Below are 24,858 nucleotides of genomic sequence, written 5' to 3'. Positions count from 1 at the left end.
AAATCCAATGTCTAGAAACGTAACGTTTGCTTCCGTTCAGTTGGCGATCTCCTGGAATATGGAAGAGAACCTGAACAAAATCCGTCTGGCGGTGGCTGAAGCCGCGTCACATGGCGCGAATGTGGTAGTACTGCAGGAGCTGATTGCCGCGCCGTATTTCTGCAAAAAGCAGGAAGCGAAATATTTCTCGCTGGCCGAGGAAACTGACCAGTGCCGCCTGATCAAAGAGATGAGCCTGCTGGCGAAAGAGTTTAACGTGGTGATTCCGGTGTCTTACTTTGAAAAAGCGGGCAACAGCTTTTTCAACTCACTGGTGATGGTGGATGCGGACGGCACGGTGCTGGACAACTACCGCAAATCGCACATTCCTGATGGGCCGGGCTACAGCGAAAAATTCTACTTCAGCCCCGGCGATACCGGCTTCAAAGTGTGGGATACACGTTTTGGTCGCTTTGGTGTCGGCATCTGCTGGGATCAATGGTTCCCCGAGTTGGCGCGCAGCCTGGCGCTCGCGGGCGCGGAAGCCATTTTCTACCCCACTGCCATCGGCTCTGAGCCACAGGATCCCACGCTGGATTCACGCGACCACTGGCAGCGCACCATGCAAGGCCACTCAGCGGCGAATTTGGTACCGGTGATTGCGTCTAACCGCACCGGCGTTGAAACCGATGATGGCATCGAAACCACCTTCTACGGCTCGTCATTTATCACCGACCACACGGGTAAGAAACTGGCGGAAGCGGAGCGCCATGAAGAGACCATCCTCTACGCCACCATCGACCTTGAGCAAACTGCTCAGGCGCGTCATAGCTGGGGCTTGTTCCGCGACCGTCGTCCGGACCTTTACGGCGCGATTCAGTCGCTGACCGGAAAATAACGCGGAGGTCGGATATGGAACTTACCGGCACACCTAAAGAGAACGGATTTTACTTCCCGGCCGAATTTGCGCCGCAGGAGCAAGTTTGGATGGCGTGGCCGTTTCGCCCGGACAACTGGCGCGACAACGGCGAGCATGCGCAGCGCGCTTTTGCGGATGTCGCGAAGGCGATCAGCCGCAAAGCCAAAGTCACCGTCGCGGTCATCGCGGATTATCTTGAGGTGACGCGTGCGTTGCTACCTGAGCCGATTTCGGTGGTGGAAATGGCATACAACGATGCCTGGATGCGCGATATCGGCCCGACGATGGTGGTGAACTCCGACGGCGAACGTCGTGGCATCAGCTGGCAGTTCAACGCCTGGGGCGGTGAATACAATGGTTTGTATGCGCACTGGAGCGAGGACGACCAAGTGGCGGGGCAGATCTGCAATCAGCTGAACGTCGATCACTACCAAGCGCCGTTTGTGCTGGAAGGCGGCGCGATTCACACCGATGGCGAAGGCACGTTGTATACCACGGAAGAGTGTTTGCTGTCTCCGGGGCGCAACCCGCACCTCAGCCGTGAAGAGATTGAATTGCAACTGGCGCAATATCTTGGCATTCGCAAAGTGATTTGGCTGCCTCGCGGTCTGTTTAACGACGAAACTGACGGCCACGTCGACAACCTTATGCACGTGATTGCGCCGGGTGAAGTAGTGCTCAGTTGGTGCGACGATGCATCGGATCCGCAGTATGCGATTTCGCGCCAAGCGTACGATGTGCTCAAGCGTGAAACCGACGCACAGGGCCGGCGCATTGTGGTGCACAAGTTGCCGATTCCCGGGCCGCTCTATCTTGATGAACATGAAGCTGCGGGCATTGCGGCTTCACAAGGAATGAAGCGCGCGGCGGGGGAACGACTCGGCGGCTCATACGCGAATTTTCTGATGTGTAACCAGAGCATTTTTCTGCCGCTGCTGGATGACACGATGGATAGCAAAGCGATCGCGGTACTGCAAACGGCGCTGCCCGATTACGAGATCATTGGCGTCGCCACGCGAGAAATCCTGCTTGGTGGCGGCAACATACACTGTATTACCCAGCAGATTCCCGCCGCTCGTTAATACGTCACTCAGGTAAACAAAATGGAACAGATAAAAAATAAAGCGCTGCTGGCGTTCCTTGGTGAACCCTGCGGCATGGAGTTGGCCGTCTCAAATCCGGCGACCGGCGACGTTTTAGGCTACCTTCCGACTCAAAGTGAAGGCGAAATTCTGGATGCGATTGAACGTGCACATTTGGCACAAAAATCGTGGCAAACGCGCACCGCGAAAGAGCGCGGTGCCATTCTTGAGCGTTGGTATGACTTGATCATGGCCAATCAGGATGATCTCGGTCGCCTGATGACGCTGGAGCAGGGTAAACCTCTGGCGGAAGCCAAGGGTGAAGTGGCGTACGGCGCCAGTTTCATTCAGTGGTTTGCCGAAGAGGGCAAGCGTACGTATGGCGAGTCCATCCCTGCGCCAGCCAGTGACAAGCGCATCGTCACCATCAAACAGCCGATCGGTGTGGCTTGTGCAATCACGCCTTGGAACTTTCCGATTGCGATGATCACACGCAAAGCGGCGCCAGCACTGGCGGCCGGCTGCGCGTTCATCTGCAAACCGGCCAACCAGACGCCGCTGTCGGCCTATGCGGTTGCAGAGCTGGCGTATCAGGCGGGTATACCGCGCGATGTGTTGCAGCTGGTGGTCAATGAATCGTCGTCCATGATTGGTGAGCTGTTTACCGCCAGTCCGCTGATTCGCAAGTTGTCATTTACTGGTTCAACTCAGGTTGGGCGTCTGCTGATGGCGCAGTGCGCGGGCAGTGTGAAACGCATGTCGATGGAACTTGGCGGCAACGCGCCATTCATCGTGTTTGACGATGCGGACATTGAACTGGCGGTCAAAGGCGCGATGGCATCAAAGTTTCGTAATGCCGGGCAGACCTGCGTATGCGCGAACCGTTTCTACGTGCATGACTCCGTCTACGACACGTTCGTCAATCGTTTCAAACAAGAAGTGGAAAAACTCGTCGTGGGCAATGGCTTGGATGACGGCGTGACGGTCGGTCCAGTCATTGAGCAAAAGGCCAAAGAGAACATTCTGGCGCTGATCGAAACTGCGGTTGAGCAGGGCGCGACTCAATTGACGGGCAAAGCGTCGCTGGATGGTCTGTTTATTCAGCCGTGCATTCTGACTGATGTTCGCCACGATATGGACATCGTGCAGGAAGAGATCTTCGGCCCGGTTGCGCCAGTGATTCGTTTCCACAGCGACGCTGAACTGATTGAGATGGCCAACGACACCATTTACGGCTTGGCGGCGTACTTCTACAGCCAGAACATTGCTCGCATTTGGCAGGTCGCGGAAGCACTTGAATACGGCATGGTCGGCATCAACGACGGCATGATTTCAACTGAAGTCGCCCCATTTGGCGGCGTCAAACAATCCGGCATCGGCCGGGAAGGTGCCAAACAAGGCATCGACGAATATCTGGACATCAAATACCTCTGCTTTGGCGGACTCAAAGGATAAGGAACATAGCGATGAATAACTCTCAATGGCAGGAAAGAAAGCAGCAGGTGATCGCCAATGGTATGGCGAACCTGAGTCCGATTTACGTGGAAAAAGCGAACAACGCGCAGCTGTGGGACATCGAAGGCAATCGTTACATCGATTTCGCTGCGGGGATTGCGGTCAACAACACGGGTCATTCGCACCCGCGCATTGTGGTCGCCGTGACCGCGCAATTGCAGCGTTTCTCCCACACCTGTTCGATGGTGACGCCGTATGCGTCATTCATCGAGCTGGCTGAAGCGCTGACGCGCCGCGCGCCGGGTCCTTCGGAGAAGAAAGCGATCTTTCTGACCACCGGCGCTGAAGCGGTAGAAAACGCCGTGAAAATCGCGCGTGCTCACACTGGTCGACCGGGCGTGATTGCGTTTAAAGGCGGCTTCCACGGCCGCACCAACATGACCATGGGACTGACGGGCAAAGTGGCGCCCTACAAGAGCAGCTTTGGTCCGTTCCCGGGCGAAATCTTCCACGTGCCGTACCCGAATGACGTACACGGCATTTCTATTGAGCAAAGTTTACAGGCGCTGGATGATCTGTTCGCGTGTGATATCGAGCCCTCACGTGTGGCCGCGATCATCTTTGAACCTGTGCAGGGAGAGGGCGGCTTCTACGCCGCTCCCCCAGCGTTTGCTCATGCATTGCGCGAGCTGTGTAATCGCCACGGCATCATGCTGATCGCCGACGAAATTCAGACGGGTTTTGCTCGTACCGGCAAACTGTTTGCCACCGAATATCTGGGTATTGAACCGGATCTGATGACCATGGCCAAAGGCATTGCGGGCGGATTCCCGATTTCAGCCGTGGTGGGGAAAGCACAAGTGATGGATTCGGCAGCGCCGGGTGGTTTGGGCGGCACGTATGCGGGTTCTCCGCTGGGCTGTGTGGCGGGTCTGGAAGTGCTCAAGATCATCGAAGAAGAGCGTTTGTGTGAAAAAGCGCTGGATATCGGTGAAGTGATGACAACCGAACTGAAATCGTGGCAGCAACGTTGGCCACAAATCGGGGATGTGCGCAATTTGGGCGCAATGATCGCGATGGAGTTTATTGACCCGAACGATGGCAAACCGATGGCCGAACTGACGAAATCGTTGGTGGCAGCGGCGCGCGATCAGGGCGTTGTCCTGCTTTCGTGTGGCGTGAAAGGCAACGTGATTCGCTTCCTGCCGCCGCTGACGATTGAGGCAGACGTACTGCGTGAAGGCTTAGACAAAGTGAAGCAAGCACTGAGCACGCTAATCTAACTGATGCTGATCTCATTGAGGCAGATCGAAGGTATGGCCTGTCGATAAAAGCGAGTGCGATGGGTGGTTTTCAATCGCGCTTGCTTCACATCGACACAAACAAAAACGGTCCGGCTGAATCAGCGGGACCGTTTTTCTATTTCATCCGTGATCAAACACTTAATCGATCAAACCGTACTCTTTTGCCAGTACGTCGATGATTTCCTGTTTTGGATTCGTGCTCAGCTCAATCTTATGGCCGACGATTTTCTCGGCAATACCAAGGTAAGTGCGCGAGATATCCATCAGTGATTCCAGAGGCAGCGCGTTGTCACGTGCGAGTGCTTCACGCTCAGACATGCGCTCTTTGTTGAGCAGAATGTCTGGATCCGGGAAGTAGTTCAGCAGGAACTGACGGAACCCTTCTTTTGAGTTTTCGACAATCTTACCCGCTTGGTATTCCTGCTCATCCCAAATGCGAGAAGAGTCTGGCGTACCCACTTCATCCATATAGATCAGCTTTTCAACGCCATTGGCATCGGTCACGTAGCCAAATTCAAACTTGGTGTCGACAAAAATCTGACCAATCGCTTTCAGTGCATCGCTGATTACGCCAAAGCCTTCTTTCAGCAGTTTTTCGTACAGCGCGATGTCCGACGCTTTGCTGAAATTGAATGCCGCAAAGTTATCTTCAATGTTCTGACGTGTGATGTTGACGTCGTCCGCTTCCGGCACGCTTGGAATGCCTTTCAGAATACCTTTGGTCGATGGCGTCATCAGCAGTTCTGGCAGCGCTTTATCTTTCTCCAGACCTTCTGGCAGCTCAATACCACAGAATTCACGTTCGCCTTTTGAGTACGCACGCCACATAGAACCGGTAATGTACTTGCGGCAAATCGCTTCAATCTTGATTGGTTTGGCTTTTTGTACGATCCACACAAACGGGTGAGGGATGTCCAGAATATGGCTGTCGGCCAGACCATTTTCTTGAAATAGTTTAAACCAGTGGTTTGAAATCGCGTTCAGTGCCGCACCTTTACCCGGAACCCCTTTGACGCCGCCTTCGGCGTGCCAGATACAGTCAAAAGCAGAAATTCGGTCACTGATCACCATGATGGCCAACGGCGCATCTTCGGCCACGTTGTAGCCTTTTTCTTTGATCAGGCGACGGCTGTCTTCTTCAGTCAGCCAGTATACCGAGCGGACTTTTCCGCTGTGAACAGGTTGGTTGGTGCGGATTGGGAGGTCGTCATTGACGGCAAGAACTTGGTCAGCAAGGCTCATTTAGACATTCCTATCTTATTTCAAACGTCGTTGAGAGAAGATATCCGTAGCGTAAAAACGGGATGAGATATCAAATACTGAGCGCATCATACCAGAACTATTTTCTGTCGCCAGAGAAAAAGCAAACGTTTGCTTAAATAACTCAGCACACTGTCTGGCCAGAGGTGTGTACAGCGACAAAGGTTCCTAGACGTGTGAATGACGAAGAGAAATAGAAAAGCCCCTCAGCCAGAACTGAGGGGAAAAGACAGTGAAAATAAAGATTAATGGAAAGCGGTTTGCATGCTGCTCAGAAAGAACACTTCGCAGTGATGTTCCGTAGCCAATTGAGTCAGTAGCTTCTGGCTGACGATGTCGATTTCACCGGAGGCCACAATCGCGCTGGCATTGCCGGACTGAATCGCTTTCATCACGATTTCGATTTCAGATTGAGACTGAGAAGGCTTCATATGAATAATTTTTCCGCACTGTACGTGATGAGCGGCAAGCTCATCGTATTGAGGACGCGGGCACTGAGCAGTGTAAAGAATCCACTGTTGCTGCTGCGATAAATTAGCCAGGCGAGACATCATGCCGGTGTTAGCACCTTGTGTGGTGTAACGAGTGGTGTTGTAAGTGTGGTTTACAAAACGTGTGGTATTGAAATCTGCGTGAAGCATAATACTGTCCTTTCATACATGCTGTATGTGTATACAGTATTATTAAATGCGGTACTGATCAAGTAGTAATTTGCTTATGGATTGCACGAATTGCGGCTCGATTAAGTGGGAACTTAGGTTATCTATCTGATATTTATCATTATTTTTAAAATTAGATCTGATTGTTTTTTGTTCTGTTAGTGTGGTGTTTTGTGATCAAAGCGGTAGTTTACTACTGGATGCATACCTGTATAGCCAGTAAAACGACGGTATTGCGCAGGAATGGCGTTGCTATCAGCTTACCAAGCAGAGGGATGTCGGAATGCCGCGGAAAGGGAAAAGTGCAGAATAACGGAGATCAAAAAAGCGCCGTCCTGGCGCTTTTTCATCGGATTAAGGTCTTAATGCGGCTGCTGGGCCTGTCGCTCTCGGAACGCTTGTTCGGCAATATTAAATTGTCGTACATCCATACGAGCAAACTCATTGCAGTTTGCACAAGAGTGATGTGATTTTCCGTCGATATATTCGTGTTTGGTCAGCAGTCTTGGTTGTTTACACCAATCGCAAATGCCTTCGATTGTGAACATGTTTTCTCCCCACCTGGATCAGGTGCTCAATTCGCGGCGGATTATCGCATATCCGCCGAGGGGAAGTTAAGCATTTGTTATGTTGTTTGAGATGGTAATCGATTGCGCTATAAGGGCTGGGAGCTATTGATGACTGGCGTTATAAGCCGGAATTAAGAATTTGTAACTATTTATTAACGTAACTAATAATAATCTTTAATGCGCCGTTCAAACGCTTCATTTCTTCTTCACTGCCCTTCATGTCGGGGTGGTAAATTTTTGATAATTGTTTGTATCGTATTTTGACGTTGCGCTCATCGGGCAGTTGGCTAGGGTGGAACCCAAACATGGCACAGGCGAGGGCGAGTTTATGGTCCTGGCTCTGCGTTGCCTGCGTCGATTGCAGTTTTTTCAACTCACGATAGAATTTATCCAGTTGTCGCTTCTGCTGCTTAACCACACCCGACTGCTCGTTGAGTTGAGTCGTCAGCTTTTGCTGCTCCTGGGTTGACTGCTGCCGCCTTGCTTGCTTGACGTAACGGTATACCGACAGCAGGGCAACGATAACCAGCACAAACAGAATAATGAACAGGTAATCGCTCATCAGACTCTCGGTCTGGTTCTGGGTGTGGCTGGTGGTGGTCGCGGTGGGCTCTTGTGAAGTTGCCGACTGGTCAATGGTGGATTCCAGTTGCTCGATGGAGGAAACCTGGCGAGCGCGCTGCTGGTTGAATTTCTGTTCCAGCAATTGGGTATAGAGCTGCTCTGCTTTGGGGTTGCTGCCAGCAACGGTGTGATACCAAATCTCGGCCATCGTTTGCGGCGCGGGAGAGCGATTGAGCGACTCATACAATTGGCCAATTTGGATTGCCGCATCCTGATTACCCGTGGCAAACGCTTTGGTCAGCCAGAGCAGCGCTTTGTCGATATCTTTTTCTGTGCCACTGCCGCTGAGGTAAGTGTTGGCGAGCTGAATCATGGCGGCGGGGTGCCCGGACTCCGCGGCTTGCTGGAACCAATAAAACGCATCGTCCTGACTTACCGGTGTGTTTTGACCGCTTTGGTAGTCAATCGCGAGTTGATATTGCGCGTTGCGATCGCCCTGATTCGCTTGCGCGATCAGCTCCGACAAATCGGCATGCGCACTCAGCGGTAGCATGACACTGGCGATAATCATCAAACCTCGGACAACACGCTTCATTCTTTTTATCGGTCCCTATAAAAAGGCCCGGCACAGGGCCAGGCTTTAAGTCATTGAAGTTCAGACACATCCCATAAAGGTGGCCGGGGCATTAAATCATTTTAGCGGTAGAATTTGAATCTCTACGCGGCGGTTACATGAACGGCCTTCCGCTGTACTGTTTGAACACAGTGGGTAACGTTCACCATTGCCACGAGCAACAGCACGGCCAGCGGCGACACCTTGTGAAAGCAGGAATGAACGAACGGATTCAGCGCGACGCTCTGACAAAATCTGGTTGGTGGTGTCGCTACCGGTACTGTCCGTATGACCGTCGATAACCAGACTGGTATCCGGGTATTCCACCAGAATTTTTGCTACGCCACGCAAAGTGTTGTGAATAGAAGAGTCAAGCTGATAAGAGTTGGTCTGGAAACCGATGCCGTTTTGCATACGTAGCAGCAGTTGGTTTTCACCGACACGTTGTACCTGAACGCCTGAGTTCAGCAATTCTTGGCGTAGTGCGGCTTCTTGCTGGTCGAAGTAGTAACCAATGCCGCCGCCGACAGCGGCGCCACCTGCGGCACCAATCAGCGCACGTTGACGTCGCTCTTTGGCATCATCGCCGCTGGCAAGGCCCACCGCCGCGCCCGCAAGGGCACCAATCAGAGCGCCTTTGGTTGCTGAGTTCGTTTCCGTTTCGCCCGTTGTGGCATTTTGGCGTTGTGTGGCAGCACAACCAGAAAGCGCGATCAACACTGCTAGAGCCAGGGTCATTTTTTTCAAAACATCATCTCCGTGAGTCATTATTTTTTACGCTCGCAATAAACGAGAAAAGCGCGTTCACGTCAATGCAAGCTTAGACGATTTTACCTAGGTTTGACGCAAGATTTACTTTAACAACTTCGGAGCTTGTCCGCCGTCGATCGGACGGTTGACCGAGATTCGACGCCCCTTTTTCAGCCCGACTTCATAGTCGGCCGTCAGGTTCTTCATTGCTTCGCGCAATTGCTGCTTAAAGGTTTCGCGGTCGATATTTTTAAATTCTTTATCGATGTAGCTGTTGATCTTGTTCGCGGAATCTTCATCTGGTGTGATGACAGGCAGTTTTTCCAGGGCGCCTTCGACCCAACCGGAGAGGAAGGAGTTTACGCGACGTTGAACTTCCAGATTTGACGTGCCGCTGCCAGCAAAGCTGTTGCGGAACTGGCCAGTTTGTTCGTTCATTTCGCGGTAAACGATGTCGAATGCAAACGCCGCAAAGATAGCGCGATCCGCTTCGCCGATAAATTCAACGCGTTTGAGGCCTTTGTGATTAAGCAGCACTGCTTCAACACCAAATTTGGTGTTGATACCGCGAATGACACGTAAAATGGCCGAAGAGATCGAAGCCGGCAGCAGGTGCGTCGACTGAGTCTTCCCCATTTTGATGAACTCAATGTCATCTTTATCCAGACCATACTTGAGCATTAGGCGATGGGCCATTTTGATGGCGTTCGCGGCTTCGTTCACGTTGGCTGAATTGCCCAATTCCAGGCATTTTGCGATTTTTTTGAGGGCTTTTTGTTTATCCATCGACATGCAAAAAACGTTTCTACGGCATTAAGAAAAGTCCGCCATTTTAACGTTTCTGTCATGGAAATTAAAGCGAGGGCGCCAATCTCGTGAAAGATTGACGCCCTGAGAGATTACAGACCGAGCTCGTCTAGCAGGTCAGAAGGGTCGATGTCGTTGTTTTTGGTAGACTCTTTGTTTGATGCCATTTTCTGTTGGGTCGCTTCAAGAATCGAATCCGGGCTTTCATCTTCTTGGACTTCAAACTCTTCCAACTGGATGAACTCCGTTTTGTCCATCGCCAGCTCAAGGTAGAAGATGTTGTTGTTTGCTGTGGAGAAAGTCACGCGGCGCGCTTGCGGGCGATCGAGGTTGGTATCGACCGACAGAATCACCTGTTTGTTCAACGACAGCATTTTCGGTTGGTTCTGAGTGATGTTGGTTTGCAGCTCTTTGCGCACTTTATTGGTGAAGTCACCAACCAGCTGGTTCATCAGCTCGCCCAACACGTCGCCCACTTCGTCCGAGGTGTGCAGCACCGCCAGTTCGTCCTCTGGCATGCCCATGTTGCGCATGTAATTGGTATACACTTCCAGCGCCGCTTTGGCGGTAAAGTTGATGACCACCAGACCGGTAAAGCCACCGTCAAACAGAACGAAGCAGCCGAAATCAGGTTTCAATGAGGTTTTGTTGATCTTCTGCACCATCGCAGAATAGGAGATGTTAGAACCTGTGGCTGAAGTCAGAACGGTTGAAACCGATTGGCAAAGTTTCAACAAAATATCTTCAGTGGTGACGATTTTGTTTTTTTTCATGTGTTTGTCCGTAAATGCTGATAAGACGAAAGCGGAATAAGAAGAATATACCCTTCATCAACCAAGTGGCAGCCCAAATCGTAAAACCATTCAATAAATCTGACTTTTCGAATTCGACTAAAATGACTACCTAAACGTTTGCGTCACGGTTTTGTGTCGCATTTTTGTACCAAATGACCCCGGTTTGGTGCTTGTTGGGGCAGGTTGATAAAAAATTCCGTTTCATTTCATTCTGTCATTGAGATTCTGATTTGATCACCTTTTTAAATGTTGTAAAGTGACCTGATTCAAAGATTAATTCCAAAATTAACTCACAACCCAGAGCTGATAGGATCAGCGCAGTACGGGCAGGAAGCAAATGTTACCTAGACTTCACCTCCAATCCGATGTCGACCCAGTTGTTTTGACCTTTTTGCATGAACTGGAAGCAGCAGGCTTTAGCGGCGACATTGAAACTCAGTATTCAAGCCGTCTGGCTGTTTCAACCGACAACAGTGTGTATCAGCAACTGCCGCAAGCGGTTATTCATCCGAAATCGACCTACGATGTGTCCCTGATCGGTAAATTGAGCACTAAACCTGAATTTGAACGTGTGACGTTTTCGGCCCGTGGCGGCGGTACCGGCACCAATGGTCAGTCGCTGACTAAGGGTGTAGTGGTTGATCTGTCGCGTCACATGAACCAGATCCTGGAAGTGAATCCGGAAGAAGGCTGGGTTCGAGTTCAGGCCGGTGTGATCAAAGATCAACTGAACGATGCGGTCCGTCCTTATGGTTTCTTCTTTTCTCCGGATCTTTCTACCAGTAACCGAGCCACGCTGGGCGGCATGATCAATACCGATGCGTCCGGCCAAGGCTCACTCAAATACGGTAAAACATCGGATCACGTGTTATCGCTGCAAGCGGTATTTGCCGATGGCTCTGTGCTGGAAACCGATTTATCACGTGGTTTGCCAAGTGAAGGTGAATACGCGGCGGTCGCTATGCAGGTGACCGAAGCGGTATGCCGTGAAAAACGTGCGCAGATTGTGGAAAAATTCCCGCCGCTCAACCGTTTCCTGACGGGTTACGATCTGAAAAATGCAATAGATGAGCAGACGGACCAGTTCAACATTACCCGTGTGCTGTGTGGCGCGGAAGGGTCACTGGCGTTTATTACCGAAGCCAAACTGAACCTGACTCCGATTCCGAAAGCCCGTACGTTGGTGAACATTAAATATGACAGCTTTGACTCAGCACTGCGCAACGCGCCCGTGATGGTGGAAGCGAACGCGCTGTCGGTGGAAACGGTCGATTCTAAAGTGCTTAACCTTGCTAAAGAAGACATCGTCTGGCACAGCGTGAGCGATTTGATCACCGACGTTCCGGGTAAAGTGATGCAGGGCATCAACATCGTCGAGTTTGCTGATCAGGACGAAGCGTTAGTGAAATCGCAGGTGGAAAAGCTGACCGAACGCTTAGAAAAGATGGTTGAGAATCAGGAAGCGGGCATTATCGGCTTCCAGGTGTGTGACGATCTGCCAAGCATCAACCGCATCTACAACATGCGTAAAAAAGCGGTTGGCCTGCTCGGTGCGGCGAAAGGTCGTGCTAAGCCGGTTCCGTTTACTGAAGATACCTGTGTGCCGCCGGAAAATCTGGCAGACTTCATCGCAGAATTCCGCCAGTTACTCGATTCAAAAGGCCTAGCTTACGGCATGTTCGGTCACGTGGATGCTGGCGTACTGCATGTGCGTCCGGCGCTGGATATGTGCGATCCTAAGCAAGAACTGATGATGCATGAAGTCTCGGATGAGGTGGTCAAACTGGTCGCGAAATACGGCGGTTTGATGTGGGGGGAGCACGGTAAAGGTTACCGCTCTGAATACGGCCCTGAGTTTTTCGGCGACGAACTGTTTACCGAGTTACGTCGCGTCAAAGCGGCGTTTGACCCGCATAACAAGATGAACCCGGGCAAAATTTGTACGCCACTCGACACCAATTTTGAATTGGTCAAAGTGTCTGACACTAAACGCGGCTACTTTGATCGTCAAATTGACGTGCAAGTGCGCGACAGCTTCAAGCAAGCGATGGAGTGTAATGGTAACGGCTTGTGCTTTAACTACGACACCAGCTCGCCTATGTGCCCGTCGATGAAGGTCACCGCAGATCGCCGTCATTCACCAAAAGGCCGCGCTGGTCTGGTGCGTGAATGGCTGCGCCAACTGACCGAGCAGGGCATCGATATTCTCGATCTGGAAAAACAGACGCTGGAAACCGCACCAACCATCAAGACCATGATTGAGCGCATGCGTAACCGCATGAACAAACGCCACGAGTACGACTTCTCACATGAAGTGTATGAAGCGATGAATGGCTGTTTGGCGTGTAAAGCGTGTGCCAGTCAGTGTCCGATTAAAGTGGACGTGCCGAGTTTCCGTTCGCGCTTCCTGAACATTTATCACTCCCGTTACCAACGTCCGGTGAAGGATTACTTGGTGGCGAACATTGAAACCATGTTACCGATGATGGGTAAAGCTCCGAAGCTGGTCAATGGTGTGATGTCGCAGAAATGGGTACAAAGCCTGACGGCGTCGACGGTTGGGTATGTGGATGCACCGCTGTTGTCAGTGCCGACGCTGGCTCAGCGCACACGTCGTCACCCGGTTGCGCAATTCGACCTGCAGCGTCTTGCGTCGCTGTCGCAGGCGGATCGCGATCAGCACGTGATCATTGTGCAAGATCCGTTCACCAGCTACTACGATGCGGATGTGGTGGAAGACTTCATCGCACTGGCGATCAAGTTGGGTAAGAAGCCGATTCTGCTGCCGTTCAAGCCAAACGGTAAAGCGCAGCACATCAAAGGATTCCTACAACAGTTTCGCACCACGGCGGCCAATACCTCGGCCTTCCTGTCACAGGTCGCGGACCTGAATATTCCAATGGTGGGGGTCGATCCGGCGCTGGTGCTGTGTTACCGCGACGAATACGTCGAAGTGTTGGGCGCTGAACGTGGTGACTATCAGGTACTGACCGTGCACGAATGGTTGCAACCGCGTCTGCGTGAGTTCGACGCGCATGAAGCGGCCACGGACGAGCCTTGGTATCTGCTAGCGCACTGTACTGAGAAAACTAAAATGCCAAACGCCGAGAAAGAGTGGGGCGCTATCTTTGCTCACTTTGGAGCCAAGCTGCAAACCTTACCGGTCGGCTGTTGTGGTATGGCGGGGACGTTTGGTCACGAAGTGGATAAGCTGCAAATGTCGAAAGACATTTATGGCCTGAGCTGGAAGCCAAGCTTAGACAAGCTGCCAAAAGATCGTTGCCTGATTACCGGCTACTCGTGCCGCAGTCAGGTGAAACGCTTTGAGCAGGTTAAGCCGAAGCATCCGTTGCAGGCGCTGTTGGCTCTGCTGTAATCGAAAGCCCGGCTTTGCCGGGCTTTGTTCTTTCTGGCGCGCTTTGCATATACTGAATGCAGATATGATGGGAGTGGTTATGCGATTTCTTGAGTTAAAAATTCCGCCTGTGGCGCTATTTCTGATTGCGTTGGTGATGGTCAATCGCCTCGCTCAGGCCTTTATGTTTGCGGATGTGGCGTTGCCCTTCAAATACCTGGTATTCGCGGCGTGCTTTGTGTTGTCCGGTGTGATCGGGATTGCGGGAGTGGTACAGTTTCGCCGCGCGAAGACCACGGTGAATCCGACCAAACCGCATGAAGCATCAACCGTAGTGGATAGTGGAATTTTTCATTACAGCCGCAACCCGATGTATCTGGCGCTGTTGCTGCTTCTGCTCGGGTTTGCTTACTGGCATCAGAATGTCGCCAGCCTACTGGTGGTGGCGCTGTTTGTGATTTATATGAACCGATTCCAGATTCAACCGGAAGAACGAGTGCTCGAGCGTTTGTTCGGCCGGGCTTACACGGATTACAAAGCGCGCGTGCGTCGCTGGATATGAAAAAAGCTCCCTCGGGAGCTTTTTCTCTTTATGCCGCTTTAGCGAACTTTGCCAGAAAGGCATCCTTTCGCTCGTTGAAGCGATTCACCAGATCGTCAATCTCTTCTTGGCTGTAGGGTTTCAGGCCGCTGGCTACCATGCGCTTGACGCCTTTACCCACCACTTGGCCTTCTTCTTTAAACGCGAAGTTCAGGGTCACGAGACCACGCTTACCATCGACATCAAAGGTCGCGCCAGTAAACGCAACTTCCGGGTGAGTCAGATTCAGGTGATCGAATTCCACTTCCATGCTTTCGTATATGACAAGCGGACGCTGGCAGTTGATCATCATTTGCTTCTCTTCCATCAGCGGCACCATGATGTGCGGGAAGTTCATGCCTGAGAACTGCACGTAGTTCGTCACCACGTGTTCAATGAATGCGGCGTTGTGGCTAACATCACCTTCGCGGTTCATGTGCAGGTACTCTTTACCTGACGCGTCAACCACGGCGCTTTCTTTGCTGCACTTGTTCTCAATGTGAAGTGCCGTTCCGTCACTCACCATACCCGAGAAGTTGAAGTGCATTTTTTGGCTAATGCCTTCTTTTTGCAGCAGCACCGCAAACAGAAGATCGCCTGGCACACAGAAGCGTTTGCTGTCTTCGTCGTGGATAGGGTTAAAGTCGCCCGCCACTTTTTTGGCAAAGTGACTTGCCTGCTCGCGGGTAAACTGGAACTGGTGTTCTTGAGATGAGAAGTAAGGAGCTAGAAACATAATTTACGCTATTTCGTCTAAACTGTGTCGGATTATAGCCGTCTGAAAAGTTTTAATGGTCCAATCAGTGCCAACTTATTGTGAAATCTTAGCTTTGAGAGCAAAAGAGAGACAATTTGCAGTGATCTTGAGAGGCCAGGCTGCGTATTTTTCTCTGTTTTACAAAGTCGGAGACGATGATGACAGGCCATCAGAAACCTCATCTGCCTCACAAGATTTGTATTGTATGCGAGCGATCGTTCAGTTGGCGGAAAAAGTGGGCGCAGTGCTGGGATGACGTGAAATATTGCTCGCAGCGCTGCCGCCGCAATAAGCCAGCAAAATAAAAGAGCCCCGCAGGGCTCTTTTGGCTTTTACGATGCTTACTGGAAGCTTGGCAGAATCTGCTCGGGCATCAGGTGGTTGTGGACCGCCTGTTTCAGAAGCTCATTCGCGTCAGCGATATCTGGCGCGAAGTAACGGTCTTTGTCGTAGAACGGTACTTTGTTGCGCAGGATCTGCTTCGCTTCTTCCACACGCGCGGACGACTTGTTTGGCGCACGGAAGTCCAGACCCTGAGCAGACGCGAGGTATTCTACGGCCAGAATACCACGGGTATTTTCGCTCATTTCACGTAGGCGACGACCTGCGAAGGTGGCCATTGAAACGTGGTCTTCCTGGTTGGCAGATGTTGGCAGGCTATCCACCGATGCTGGATGAGCCAACGATTTGTTTTCGCTGGCCAGTGCCGCCGAGGTTACCTGCGCAATCATAAAGCCTGAGTTCACGCCGCCGTTGTCAACCAAGAACGGTGGCAGTTTGCTCAGCGCGCTGTCGATAAGCAGGGCCATACGACGCTCAGACAGGCTGCCGATTTCTGCAATCGCCAGTGCCAGATTGTCCGCCGCCATGGCAACCGGTTCAGCATGGAAGTTACCGCCGGAGATGATGTCGCCGTCTTCAGCGAATACCAGCGGGTTGTCGGAAACAGAGTTCGCTTCGACCACCAATGTGTCAGCGGCGTTGCGGATTTGCTGCAGACAAGCCCCCATTACCTGTGGCTGGCAACGCAGTGAATACGGATCCTGCACTTTTTCACAGCCTTGGTGCGAATCACCGATGTCACTCTGGTTATCCAGCATATGACGATACGCGGCAGCGGCATCCATCTGGCTGCGGTGGCCACGAACGGCGTGAATACGAGCGTCGAACGGACGGCGGCTACCCAGAGCCGCTTCCACGGACATGGCGCCGCAGACGGTCGCCGACGCAAACAGGTCTTCCGCCATGAACAGACCTTCGAGTGCAAACGCCGTCGATGCTTGAGTTCCGTTCAGTAGTGCCAAACCTTCTTTCGGCGCCAGCGTGACAGGCTCTAGACCTGCGATTTTCAGCGCTTGCAGACCCGAAACGATTTCACCTTTGTGACGTGCCTGACCTTCGCCCAGCAGTACGGTACTCATGTGAGCCAGCGGAGCCAGGTCACCTGAAGCGCCTACAGACCCTTTTTGTGGTACGCATGGGTACACTTCGCTGTTAACCAGTGCCATCAGCGCTTCCAGCACTTTCAAGCGAATGCCCGAGAAACCACGTGCCAGGCTGTTGATTTTCAGCACCATCATCAGACGAACAGTTTCGTCTGACATAAATTCACCAATACCCGCTGCATGCGAAAGCACGATACTTCTTTGCAGGATTTCCAGATCTTCCGGTGCAATCTTGGTATTAGCCAACAATCCAAAACCGGTGTTGATGCCGTAAACGGTACGACCTTCCGCGATCACTTGCTCGACAACCTGCGTGCTCTGTTCAATGGCAGGAATTGCTGCTGAATCGAGTGACAGTGTCACTGGTGAGCGGCTGATTTGACGCAGTTGGTTCAGCGTGAGCGAACCCGGTTTAATGACTAAATTCAACATGTCCATTGTCCTTACTTCAGTTGAGCCAGCTCGTCGTTCAGCATTGGCAGATCGAGCTTTTGTTCTTTTGCACAGCGTTTCGCGATATCGTAGCCTGCATCAGCGTGACGCATCACACCCGTTGCCGGATCGTTATGCAAGACGCGAGCAATACGTTGTGAAGCGTCATCACTACCGTCACAGCAAATCACCATACCGGAGTGTTGGGAGAAGCCCATGCCGACGCCGCCACCGTGATGCAAAGACACCCACGTCGCGCCGCCAGCCGTATTGAGCAACGCATTCAGTAGTGGCCAGTCAGACACAGCGTCTGAGCCGTCCATCATGCCTTCGGTTTCACGGTTCGGGCTGGCGACTGAACCTGAATCCAAGTGATCACGACCGATGACGACTGGCGCTTTCAGTTCGCCATTTTTCACCATTTCGTTGAATGCCTGACCCAGACGTTCACGATCTTTCAGACCGACCCAACAGATGCGTGCTGGCAGACCTTGGAAGTGGATGCGCTCACGCGCCATGTCCAGCCAGTTGTGCAGATGCGGGTTATCCGGGATCAGTTCTTTCACTTTTTGATCCGTTTTGTAGATATCCTCTGGATCGCCGGATAGGGCAGCCCAGCGGAAAGGACCGATGCCTTCACAGAACAGTGGACGAATGTACGCCGGTACAAAGCCTGGGAAATCAAAGGCATTCTCAACGCCTTCTTCCAGTGCCATCTGACGAATGTTGTTGCCGTAGTCGAGGGTTGCAGCGCCGCGGTTTTGCAGTTCCAGCATGGCGCGAACCTGAATCGCCATCGACTCTTTCGCTGCTTTGACGACTTTCGCTTCGTCGATTTTACGCATTTCTGCTGCGTGTTCCATGCTCCAGCCCAGTGGCAGGTAACCGTTCAGCGGATCGTGCGCCGAAGTTTGGTCAGTGACCACATCAGGCGTGATGTTGCGCTCAAGCAGCTGCGGGAAAATGTCCGCGGCGTTGCCCAGCAGGCCAACTGAGACCGGCTCATCCGATTCGTAAATGATCGCCAGTGCTTCGTCCAGGCTGGTGGCTTTCTTATCCACGTAACCAGTACGCAGACGGTAGTCGATACGTGACTCGTCACATTCCACCGCAATCATAGAAAAACCGGCCATGGTCGCGGCCAGAGGCTGTGCGCCACCCATGCCGCCCAAACCGCCAGTCAGTACCCAGCGACCTTTTGCGTTGCCGTCGAAATGCTTCTTCGCGACCGCAACGAACGTTTCGTAAGTACCCTGAACGATGCCCTGAGAGCCGATGTAGATCCAAGAGCCCGCCGTCATCTGGCCGTACATCATCAGGCCTTGTTTATCCAGCTCGTTAAAGTGTTCCCAGTTTGCCCAGTGTGGAACCAGGTTGGAGTTAGCAATCAGCACGCGGGGTGCGTTTTTGTGTGTTGGGAACACGCCGACTGGCTTACCGGATTGAACCACCAGAGTTTGGTCGTCTTCCAGACGCTCCAGCACTTCGACGATTTTGTCGTAACATTCCCAGTTACGCGCTGCGCGGCCGATACCGCCATACACCACCAGTGAATGCGGGTGTTCAGCAACGTCCGGGTCAAGGTTGTTCATCAGCATACGTAGTGGTGCTTCAGTCAGCCAAGATTTGGCGCGTAGTGTGGTTCCGTGGGGTGCACGAATGGTGCGGCTTGTGTCCAGACGGGTACCTTGAGCTTGGTGCTGCGTCATGTTACGACTCCTTTATGTTTGGGTTGGCGAACCCCGTTGTGTAGGGTAAGGATTCGCCGTGTTTCATTTGCTTCGCTCGTTTTCCGTTGAGCGTTTTAGGGTTTATTTTTTAGCGTTGCTTTGCCCGTGGCTGACATTCAGCGCACATTTTTCTCGGCCATGGTGTTGGCGATATCCCAACACAATCTGGCCGCGAGGCGGGCAGTCTGATTGTCGATATCGTAAGTCGGGTTGTATTCCGCGATATCGGCAATCATGAGTTTGTTTTTGTAGTGCAGAATCCTGTCGAGATACGGCGTCAGCGTTTCCAGACTGACTCCGCGCGCTGCTGGCGCACTCACGCCCGGCGCAGTCGCGGCGGGGAACACGTCCAAATCGATGGTGAGATAGAGATAATCGCAGTCATCGATGAAGTGTTGCAGTTGCGTCATGTGATAGATGTGGTTGGCTTGCGACAGCGCGCGATCTTCCACATACCACACGCCCAGTTCATCGGCGCGTTCAAACAGTGCGGCGGTATTGCTCGCACGGCTGACACCCAGACAGGCATAGTGAAAACACCAGTTGTGCTCGGCGCAGTAGTGCTGAATCTGATTAAATGGTGTGCCTGAACTCGGTTTGACCGGGGCCAGCTCCGATTCAAAGGCTCGCAGGTCAAAGTGCGCATCGAAGTTGATGATGCCGATGCGTGGCTGCTTGATGCCTTGCGCATGCAGATGCTGAGCCAAGCCTTGAAATGTTGCCCATGCGACTTCGTGACCACCGCCTAACACGATCACTGGCGTATGAGACAGCGCTTTCGCCACCACGTGTGCGCAGCGCGATTGAGCGTGTTCCAATGCGTCATCATCACAACGGATGTTGCCCAGATCATAGAGCGCTGAGCTGCGATGCCATGCCATGTTGGCCAGCGCCTGTTTAATCAGGTTTGGCGACTGGCTGGCACCTACGCGTCCTTTGTTGCGCGCTACACCAGCATCGCATTCAAAACCGACCAGAGAGACGGCATGTTGCTCGCCGTTGAGTTCACTGGCTTGCAGGCATTGCATCACATGGTGAACCCGTGTGCCCAGTTGGCCATCTTCAGCGTCGTGACGGCCAAGCCATTGGTAGTGATGGGAAGTTTGAGGAAAATCAGTCATGGCAGAAAGCTCCATCCACAATTCGTGCATGTAAACGAGGAACGCCGACCTGATAGCTGAGATCCGCCGGGTGGTCGATGTTCCAGATCGCAAGGTCGGCATCAAAGCCTGTTGCAACTTGACCTCGTGTTTCTGCAAAGCCCAGTGCTTTGGCTGCGTGAACGGTAACGCCACGCAGAGTTTCTTCTGGGGTCAGGCCGAACAGTGTGCAGCCCATGTTCATCATTAAGGTTAGGTCGGCAAACGGCGATGTGCCCGGGTTAATGTCGGTCGCCAGTGCCATCGGCACCTGATACTCGCGCAATGTCGCAACCGGTGGCTTTTGCGTTTCACGCAGGAAATAAAACGCACCCGGTAGCAGAGTGGCGACGGTTCCGGACTCCGCCAGCGCTTTGACGCCGTCTTCGTCGAGGTATTCAATATGATCCGCTGACAAGCCTTGATAACGGGCGGTTAAGGCCGTGCCACCCAGATTAGACAGTTGCTCGGTATGGCCTTTGATCTGCAAACCATGTTCTTTGGCGCACTGAAAGACACGCTCAGTTTGCGCGAGATTAAACCCAACCGATTCGCAGAATACGTCCACACTGGTGGCCAGTTTTTCTTCCGCAACTTGTGGAATGATGGTTTGACAGACATGCTCGATGTAGTCGTCCGCGCGGCCGATGTATTCCGGTGGCAGAGCATGGGCGGCCAGCAGCGTCGTGGTGATTTTTACCCGGCGGTGATTTTCCAGCGCTTTGGCTGCGCGCAGCATTTTCACTTCATCGTTGAGCGTCAGGCCGTAACCGGATTTAACTTCGACCGATGTCACGCCGCTTTTAAGCAGGCCATCGAGACGCGGCAAGGCCAATTCAACCAGTTCATCCAAGCTGGCACCACGCGTCGCTTTTACCGTAGAGATAATGCCGCCCCCTTGCGCCGCGATGGTTTGATACGGTACGCCTTGCAAGCGCATTTCAAACTCATTTGCACGGTTACCGGCATAAATCAGATGGGTGTGGCAATCAATCAGTCCAGGCGTGACCAGTTTGCCACTGCAATCAATGCGCTGAGCATCGGCGTCGATGACCTTTGCGCTGATGGCAGTAATTTGACCGTTTTGGATCAACACGTTCATCGGCTCGCTTGGCTGGTAGCCAGCGCTTCCGTTTTGCATGCTGACAATTCGTGCGTTGGTCAGAATCAGTTCCATGTTTCCCTCGGTAAGTCATGCGTCGGTCATGACCAAATGAGCACTTCGGAGTGAAGTTTATTTGTATGTTTAAATGTATATACAATTAATAGTGGAAACGAAGGAAGTCGGCAAGACTGATGTTGCAAAAATGTGATCAAGTTTCAGTCTTAAGGTTTAATTTTCAGTTAGCAACACTTTCGAGGTGAGCTTGTATTTGGACCCCGGGTGATAGAGCAGGGCAGAGCTGACCAGCTTGTCGCCGCTCCAGGTGCGGCGGTTGAGCAACAGGCAAGGCTCGCTTGGGTTGAGCGACAACGTGGTTTTGATGTGGCTATCCGGCACGATGGCTTCAACAGTGTGTTCAATCGCGCTCAGCGGGCAGTTTTCTGAGAGATATTGGTTGGGCGTAATGCGCGAGAAATCTTGCTGGAGATAGTTAGGCGCATAACGGGCATTGACCCAGCGTACTTCCAGTTGCAGCGGTGCGTCGTTGGCGTAATGAAGGATTTCGCTGTAAAACACCGGCGTGCCGAGCATTACCCCCAACTTGGTTGCGACGCTTTCATCGGCAATAATCTGTTGCTGCTGAATCACTTTGCTGTGGTAGCGCTTACCCCTGCTGACCACTTCATCGGCGATGTTACGAATATCGAGCAGCGGTGACTCGGCTTTCTCTTCCGGCGCGCAAACGAAAGTACCCAAACGAGGGCGGCGCTGCAGTTTGCCTTCAGTCACCAGATCGCGAATCGCTTTATTGACCGTCATTCGGCTGACATTGAACTGTTTCGTCAGCTCCATTTCCGTCGCGATGCGATGGCCGACAGGCCAGCGACCGGATTCGATGTTATCCAGAATGAAGTGTTTGATCTGTAAATAAAGGGGTGACTCTGACATAGCGCTACGAATAATTTAATTGAATATACAAATAATCTATAACTGCAAGACAAATTGCAATTGATGGCGGGGGTTTTTGCTTCAGGGTGTTAGCAAGGTCTGATTTTTGGGGGCGCAGTTCCGTCAAAGTGCGATGAAATGATCATGCCGACGGGATAAATCAGGCACGATCGTGAAATATCACCGTTTAATCTGGTGATTTTCCCCTTGCGATCTCGCATAATCGCCGCGGTATCCGATGCTTGCTCCTGCGCAAATTCAGGGGGCAACGCTGTGGCGGCCACAGTGTGTGATTGATTTGAATAAAAAAGGTTTGTTATGACAGCTCCTACTACCATGACGTTTTTCGCCCGATTTGAGAGCGACATTCTGGCGGGCAAGAAAGTGATCACGATTCGTGACGCCAGCGAAAAAGATTATCAGCCGGGTACGGTTGTGGATGTCAGTACGTTGGAAGAGGGGCGCTGGTTCTGCCGCCTGCATATTGAGAGTGTGGAACCGGTTCAGTTCTCGGCGTTGACGGAATATCACGCTGATCAAGAGAACATGACGCTGGATGAACTGAAACACGTGATCAGCGATATTTATCCGGGCATCGAAGAGTTGTATGTGATTACGTACCAGTTGGTGTAATAGCCTTGGTTCAGTGACCTACCGAAAATGAAAACGCCAGCGAAAGGCTGGCGTTTTTGAAGCTGATTAATCGCGCTTCCATATCATATGGCAAGCTTTCTGATCCGGATCGCGGCTGATGAGCATTCGTGCGAACACGTCATCCAGTACATCGTTCTCTTCATTGACAAGGCCGATACGTACTTCCGTGAACACTTCCTTATCGACTTCGAAACCAACCTGTTCATCCCAGTCATCACCAACTTCAACGATTTCTGCTGCGCCGCGGTCATCAAATTGCGCGGTGAACAGAATCACGTCTGCCGGCTCCAGGTTGTCGGGTGCCATTTCGAGGAAAATATCGTATGCGGCTTCGATTGCGTCGTCGTAAGAAATTAAATCAGACATGCAATTACGCTCGGCTCATGAATTTGCGTTCAGCCGTATTCACGATTACGCGTTCGCCAGTTGCGATGTATTCAGGAACCTGAACAACAAGGCCAGTTGCGAAACGAGCTGGTTTAGAACGCGCAGACGCTGAAGCGCCTTTAATTGATGGGTCAGTTTCTTCGATAACCATTTCAACTGAAGATGGTAGTTCGATAGCAACCGCTTTGCCGTCAACCAGAACGATCTGCATGCCCTGAATTTCTTCAGTGATGAACAGTAGTTCGTCTTCGATATCGTCTTTCTTGAATACGAATTGTGAGTAGTCTTCGTTATCCATGAAGATGTACTCATCACCGTCTACGTAAGAGAACGAGATGTTGCGTTTGTTCATGTCTACGGTATCTAGGAAATCGTCAGACTTGTAGCGCTCATCAACGCGTGCACCTGTTGTCAGGTCAGTACAACGCAGTTTGTAGATTTTTGAGCCGCCGCGGCCACCCGGAGTGGTCACTTCGATATCTTTGATCAGTAGCGTTTTGCCGTTAGAAACGATCGCAAAACCTTTTTTCAGTTCACTTGCCTTTGGCATGGAATAAGTTCCTTGGTTCTTAAATTCGGCGCATTATAACTAAAGCAGTGGGGGAAAAGGAATATCTGAGATGCGACTTAACCCGATGTTCGTGACTCCAATGTGTATTTCTTCAGCAACGGATTCGGCAAGGTATTGATTCAACGGTAGCCTTGGGCGAACATAACGCCAACCCATATCCACGGAAACTGCCTTCAACTATGACACTGCCGGTTATCGATCCTAAACAGCCTTTTCAGCCAGAATACCAGCCCGCCGTTGCGGATTTGGTGAAATTTCTGCGCGCCGGGCTTGGCGAGCGCCTGCACAGCATTTATCTGTACGGCAGTGTGGCGCGCAAAACCGCCAAACCGGGTGAGTCAAATCTGGATGTGGTGGTAGTAACCAAGCAGCCTTTTGAGGACACGAAGGCGACGTTGCTCAATACTATCCGCTGGCGCTTTCAAAAAAGTTTTCCGCTGATTACTGATGTCTCGGTCAAAACGGCATTGGTGAGTGACGTTGCGACGCTCGACAGCATTTTTTCATGGGGATTTATGCTGCGTCACTGCTGCGTGTGTGTGTATGGCGACGATCTGGCTGAGTGTTTTGGCCATTATGAACCGAGCTGGGAAATCGCCAAGCACTGGAATCAGGATGTTGGCGACTGGCTGACCTTCTATCGTGACAAAATTGCCAAAGCGGGCAGTGCCGCCGAGCAGAGCGCTGCGCAAAAGACCATTGCGAAAAAACTGCTGCGCGCCAGTTATTCGTTGATCATGTATCGCGATAAACAGTGGCTGGAAGACCCACTGGAATGTGGCACCCAATTTTTACGTTACCACCCTGAAAAACAGCTCGATATTGATCGGCTGGCTATCCTGCTCAGCGGGCGCGTGATTCCTAAACGGTCGGTGATTGGGCTGCTCGACAGCTTTGGCCCATGGCTGGTGAAACAGTACGAAAAAACTGAATTTCGTATTGGCTGATTGACGCTCGACTTTATCCACAAAATCACGAGAAAGTGTAGTTATTTAATAGA

The 24,858-nt window shown here is 51.9% G+C and carries 24 protein-coding genes; 9 read left to right on the top strand and 15 right to left on the bottom strand.

From position 1 onward, the window contains the following. Nucleotides 1-7 precede the first annotated feature (7 nt). The 4 genes from aguB to gabT are packed head-to-tail and all read left to right on the top strand — an operon-like array spanning nucleotide 8 to nucleotide 4,718. Nucleotides 8-877 carry an N-carbamoylputrescine amidase gene (gene aguB / locus LGV68_RS04980; RefSeq protein WP_020327636.1) on the top strand — a complete coding sequence of 290 codons (870 nt, stop codon included), beginning with the start codon at nucleotides 8-10 and terminating at the stop codon, nucleotides 875-877. A gap of 14 nt (nucleotides 878-891) precedes the next feature. Next, nucleotides 892-1,980 (top strand): agmatine deiminase, encoded by a 1,089-nt coding sequence (aguA, locus tag LGV68_RS04975; RefSeq protein ID WP_252536353.1) that lies wholly within the window; start codon nucleotides 892-894, stop codon nucleotides 1,978-1,980. 21 nt (nucleotides 1,981-2,001) lie between these two features. Continuing rightward, the gene (locus tag LGV68_RS04970) at nucleotides 2,002-3,435 is read left to right on the top strand and encodes an NAD-dependent succinate-semialdehyde dehydrogenase (protein WP_172570850.1); all 1,434 of its coding nucleotides are present in this window, start codon (nucleotides 2,002-2,004) and stop codon (nucleotides 3,433-3,435) included. Between the two features lie 11 nt (nucleotides 3,436-3,446). Next, nucleotides 3,447-4,718: a 4-aminobutyrate--2-oxoglutarate transaminase gene (gabT, locus tag LGV68_RS04965; RefSeq protein WP_252536352.1), complete on the top strand. Its 1,272-nt coding sequence runs from the start codon at nucleotides 3,447-3,449 to the stop codon at nucleotides 4,716-4,718. A 159-nt stretch (nucleotides 4,719-4,877) separates the two neighbouring features. On the opposite strand, the gene LGV68_RS04960 is transcribed toward gabT, so the two are convergent. The 7 genes from LGV68_RS04960 to LGV68_RS04930 form a co-directional block, all read right to left on the bottom strand. Continuing rightward, nucleotides 4,878-5,981, bottom strand: a complete 1,104-nt coding sequence (locus tag LGV68_RS04960; RefSeq protein ID WP_252536351.1) for a phosphoribosylaminoimidazolesuccinocarboxamide synthase — start codon at nucleotides 5,979-5,981, stop codon at nucleotides 4,878-4,880. 263 nt (nucleotides 5,982-6,244) lie between these two features. Beyond that, complete coding sequence (locus tag LGV68_RS04955; protein WP_020327631.1) at nucleotides 6,245-6,640, bottom strand: hypothetical protein; 396 nt, start codon at nucleotides 6,638-6,640, stop codon at nucleotides 6,245-6,247. A gap of 380 nt (nucleotides 6,641-7,020) precedes the next feature. Further along, entirely contained in the window at nucleotides 7,021-7,206 is a 186-nt protein-coding gene (locus LGV68_RS04950) for a hypothetical protein (RefSeq protein ID WP_020327630.1), read from the bottom strand. A gap of 166 nt (nucleotides 7,207-7,372) precedes the next feature. Further along, a complete protein-coding gene (locus LGV68_RS04945) occupies nucleotides 7,373-8,386 on the bottom strand; it encodes a J domain-containing protein (protein ID WP_252536350.1) in 1,014 nt (337 codons plus the stop codon). A 96-nt stretch (nucleotides 8,387-8,482) separates the two neighbouring features. Then, nucleotides 8,483-9,151, bottom strand: a complete 669-nt coding sequence (locus LGV68_RS04940) for an OmpA family protein (RefSeq protein WP_038126988.1) — start codon at nucleotides 9,149-9,151, stop codon at nucleotides 8,483-8,485. A 105-nt stretch (nucleotides 9,152-9,256) separates the two neighbouring features. Next, nucleotides 9,257-9,940: a DUF2786 domain-containing protein gene (locus tag LGV68_RS04935; protein ID WP_032080123.1), complete on the bottom strand. Its 684-nt coding sequence runs from the start codon at nucleotides 9,938-9,940 to the stop codon at nucleotides 9,257-9,259. 113 nt (nucleotides 9,941-10,053) lie between these two features. Beyond that, the gene (locus tag LGV68_RS04930) at nucleotides 10,054-10,734 is read right to left on the bottom strand and encodes a DUF3334 family protein (protein WP_020327627.1); all 681 of its coding nucleotides are present in this window, start codon (nucleotides 10,732-10,734) and stop codon (nucleotides 10,054-10,056) included. 358 nt (nucleotides 10,735-11,092) lie between these two features. Here LGV68_RS04930 and LGV68_RS04925 point away from each other — a divergent pair, with 358 nt between their 5' ends. Next, entirely contained in the window at nucleotides 11,093-14,131 is a 3,039-nt protein-coding gene (locus tag LGV68_RS04925; protein ID WP_252536349.1) for an FAD-binding and (Fe-S)-binding domain-containing protein, read from the top strand. A gap of 79 nt (nucleotides 14,132-14,210) precedes the next feature. Further along, nucleotides 14,211-14,672 (top strand): isoprenylcysteine carboxylmethyltransferase family protein, encoded by a 462-nt coding sequence (locus LGV68_RS04920; protein WP_020327623.1) that lies wholly within the window; start codon nucleotides 14,211-14,213, stop codon nucleotides 14,670-14,672. A gap of 28 nt (nucleotides 14,673-14,700) precedes the next feature. On the opposite strand, the gene LGV68_RS04915 is transcribed toward LGV68_RS04920, so the two are convergent. Then, nucleotides 14,701-15,426: a DUF3581 domain-containing protein gene (locus tag LGV68_RS04915; RefSeq protein ID WP_020431467.1), complete on the bottom strand. Its 726-nt coding sequence runs from the start codon at nucleotides 15,424-15,426 to the stop codon at nucleotides 14,701-14,703. A 179-nt stretch (nucleotides 15,427-15,605) separates the two neighbouring features. Between LGV68_RS04915 and LGV68_RS04910 the strand changes: the two genes are divergently transcribed. Further along, nucleotides 15,606-15,752, top strand: a complete 147-nt coding sequence (locus LGV68_RS04910; RefSeq protein WP_081035108.1) for a DUF2256 domain-containing protein — start codon at nucleotides 15,606-15,608, stop codon at nucleotides 15,750-15,752. Nucleotides 15,753-15,788: 36 nt separating this feature from the next. Here LGV68_RS04910 and hutH read toward each other — a convergent pair whose 3' ends face one another. The 5 genes from hutH to hutC all read right to left on the bottom strand — a co-directional run bounded on the left by hutH (nucleotide 15,789) and on the right by hutC (nucleotide 22,246). After that, nucleotides 15,789-17,330 carry a histidine ammonia-lyase gene (gene hutH / locus LGV68_RS04905; RefSeq protein ID WP_208592416.1) on the bottom strand — a complete coding sequence of 514 codons (1,542 nt, stop codon included), beginning with the start codon at nucleotides 17,328-17,330 and terminating at the stop codon, nucleotides 15,789-15,791. Between the two features lie 5 nt (nucleotides 17,331-17,335). After that, a complete protein-coding gene (gene hutU, locus LGV68_RS04900; protein ID WP_024374208.1) occupies nucleotides 17,336-19,033 on the bottom strand; it encodes a urocanate hydratase in 1,698 nt (565 codons plus the stop codon). Between the two features lie 137 nt (nucleotides 19,034-19,170). After that, nucleotides 19,171-20,175 (bottom strand): formimidoylglutamase, encoded by a 1,005-nt coding sequence (gene hutG, locus LGV68_RS04895; protein ID WP_047458917.1) that lies wholly within the window; start codon nucleotides 20,173-20,175, stop codon nucleotides 19,171-19,173. Beyond that, nucleotides 20,168-21,370 carry an imidazolonepropionase gene (gene hutI, locus LGV68_RS04890; protein WP_047458915.1) on the bottom strand — a complete coding sequence of 401 codons (1,203 nt, stop codon included), beginning with the start codon at nucleotides 21,368-21,370 and terminating at the stop codon, nucleotides 20,168-20,170. Before hutI ends, hutG begins: the two co-directional genes overlap by 8 nt. A 156-nt stretch (nucleotides 21,371-21,526) precedes the next feature. Then, a complete protein-coding gene (gene hutC / locus LGV68_RS04885; protein ID WP_222751764.1) occupies nucleotides 21,527-22,246 on the bottom strand; it encodes a histidine utilization repressor in 720 nt (239 codons plus the stop codon). Nucleotides 22,247-22,564: 318 nt separating this feature from the next. Here hutC and yqfB point away from each other — a divergent pair, with 318 nt between their 5' ends. Continuing rightward, a complete protein-coding gene (gene yqfB, locus LGV68_RS04880; RefSeq protein WP_024374212.1) occupies nucleotides 22,565-22,879 on the top strand; it encodes a N(4)-acetylcytidine aminohydrolase in 315 nt (104 codons plus the stop codon). A 66-nt stretch (nucleotides 22,880-22,945) separates the two neighbouring features. On the opposite strand, the gene LGV68_RS04875 is transcribed toward yqfB, so the two are convergent. Beyond that, on the bottom strand, nucleotides 22,946-23,266 hold the full coding sequence (locus LGV68_RS04875; RefSeq protein ID WP_222763711.1) for an HI1450 family dsDNA-mimic protein: 321 nt from the start codon (nucleotides 23,264-23,266) through the stop codon (nucleotides 22,946-22,948). A gap of 4 nt (nucleotides 23,267-23,270) precedes the next feature. Continuing rightward, a complete protein-coding gene (gene yeiP, locus LGV68_RS04870; RefSeq protein WP_020327612.1) occupies nucleotides 23,271-23,837 on the bottom strand; it encodes an elongation factor P-like protein YeiP in 567 nt (188 codons plus the stop codon). Between the two features lie 200 nt (nucleotides 23,838-24,037). Here yeiP and LGV68_RS04865 point away from each other — a divergent pair, with 200 nt between their 5' ends. Continuing rightward, on the top strand, nucleotides 24,038-24,805 hold the full coding sequence (locus tag LGV68_RS04865; RefSeq protein ID WP_024374213.1) for a nucleotidyltransferase domain-containing protein: 768 nt from the start codon (nucleotides 24,038-24,040) through the stop codon (nucleotides 24,803-24,805). Nucleotides 24,806-24,858 lie beyond the last annotated feature (53 nt).

Source organism: Vibrio sp. LQ2 (genome assembly GCF_023920125.1).
Taxonomy (GTDB): domain Bacteria; phylum Pseudomonadota; class Gammaproteobacteria; order Enterobacterales; family Vibrionaceae; genus Vibrio; species Vibrio fluvialis.
Note: the sequence above shows the minus strand (reverse complement) of the source record. Positions and strands in the feature narration are given on the sequence as shown.

Coding starts and splice junctions, on each gene's coding strand:
- aguB (WP_020327636.1), top strand. CDS start 8: ATGTCTAGAAACGTAACGTTTGCTTCCGTTCAGTTGGCGATCTCCTGG.
- aguA (WP_252536353.1), top strand. CDS start 892: ATGGAACTTACCGGCACACCTAAAGAGAACGGATTTTACTTCCCGGCC.
- LGV68_RS04970 (WP_172570850.1), top strand. CDS start 2,002: ATGGAACAGATAAAAAATAAAGCGCTGCTGGCGTTCCTTGGTGAACCC.
- gabT (WP_252536352.1), top strand. CDS start 3,447: ATGAATAACTCTCAATGGCAGGAAAGAAAGCAGCAGGTGATCGCCAAT.
- LGV68_RS04960 (WP_252536351.1), bottom strand. CDS start 5,981: ATGAGCCTTGCTGACCAAGTTCTTGCCGTCAATGACGACCTCCCAATC.
- LGV68_RS04955 (WP_020327631.1), bottom strand. CDS start 6,640: ATGCTTCACGCAGATTTCAATACCACACGTTTTGTAAACCACACTTAC.
- LGV68_RS04950 (WP_020327630.1), bottom strand. CDS start 7,206: ATGTTCACAATCGAAGGCATTTGCGATTGGTGTAAACAACCAAGACTG.
- LGV68_RS04945 (WP_252536350.1), bottom strand. CDS start 8,386: ATGAAGCGTGTTGTCCGAGGTTTGATGATTATCGCCAGTGTCATGCTA.
- LGV68_RS04935 (WP_032080123.1), bottom strand. CDS start 9,940: ATGGATAAACAAAAAGCCCTCAAAAAAATCGCAAAATGCCTGGAATTG.
- LGV68_RS04930 (WP_020327627.1), bottom strand. CDS start 10,734: ATGAAAAAAAACAAAATCGTCACCACTGAAGATATTTTGTTGAAACTT.
- LGV68_RS04925 (WP_252536349.1), top strand. CDS start 11,093: ATGTTACCTAGACTTCACCTCCAATCCGATGTCGACCCAGTTGTTTTG.
- LGV68_RS04920 (WP_020327623.1), top strand. CDS start 14,211: ATGCGATTTCTTGAGTTAAAAATTCCGCCTGTGGCGCTATTTCTGATT.
- LGV68_RS04915 (WP_020431467.1), bottom strand. CDS start 15,426: ATGTTTCTAGCTCCTTACTTCTCATCTCAAGAACACCAGTTCCAGTTT.
- LGV68_RS04910 (WP_081035108.1), top strand. CDS start 15,606: ATGACAGGCCATCAGAAACCTCATCTGCCTCACAAGATTTGTATTGTA.
- hutH (WP_208592416.1), bottom strand. CDS start 17,330: ATGGACATGTTGAATTTAGTCATTAAACCGGGTTCGCTCACGCTGAAC.
- hutU (WP_024374208.1), bottom strand. CDS start 19,033: ATGACGCAGCACCAAGCTCAAGGTACCCGTCTGGACACAAGCCGCACC.
- hutG (WP_047458917.1), bottom strand. CDS start 20,175: ATGACTGATTTTCCTCAAACTTCCCATCACTACCAATGGCTTGGCCGT.
- hutI (WP_047458915.1), bottom strand. CDS start 21,370: ATGGAACTGATTCTGACCAACGCACGAATTGTCAGCATGCAAAACGGA.
- hutC (WP_222751764.1), bottom strand. CDS start 22,246: ATGTCAGAGTCACCCCTTTATTTACAGATCAAACACTTCATTCTGGAT.
- yqfB (WP_024374212.1), top strand. CDS start 22,565: ATGACAGCTCCTACTACCATGACGTTTTTCGCCCGATTTGAGAGCGAC.
- LGV68_RS04875 (WP_222763711.1), bottom strand. CDS start 23,266: ATGTCTGATTTAATTTCTTACGACGACGCAATCGAAGCCGCATACGAT.
- yeiP (WP_020327612.1), bottom strand. CDS start 23,837: ATGCCAAAGGCAAGTGAACTGAAAAAAGGTTTTGCGATCGTTTCTAAC.
- LGV68_RS04865 (WP_024374213.1), top strand. CDS start 24,038: ATGACACTGCCGGTTATCGATCCTAAACAGCCTTTTCAGCCAGAATAC.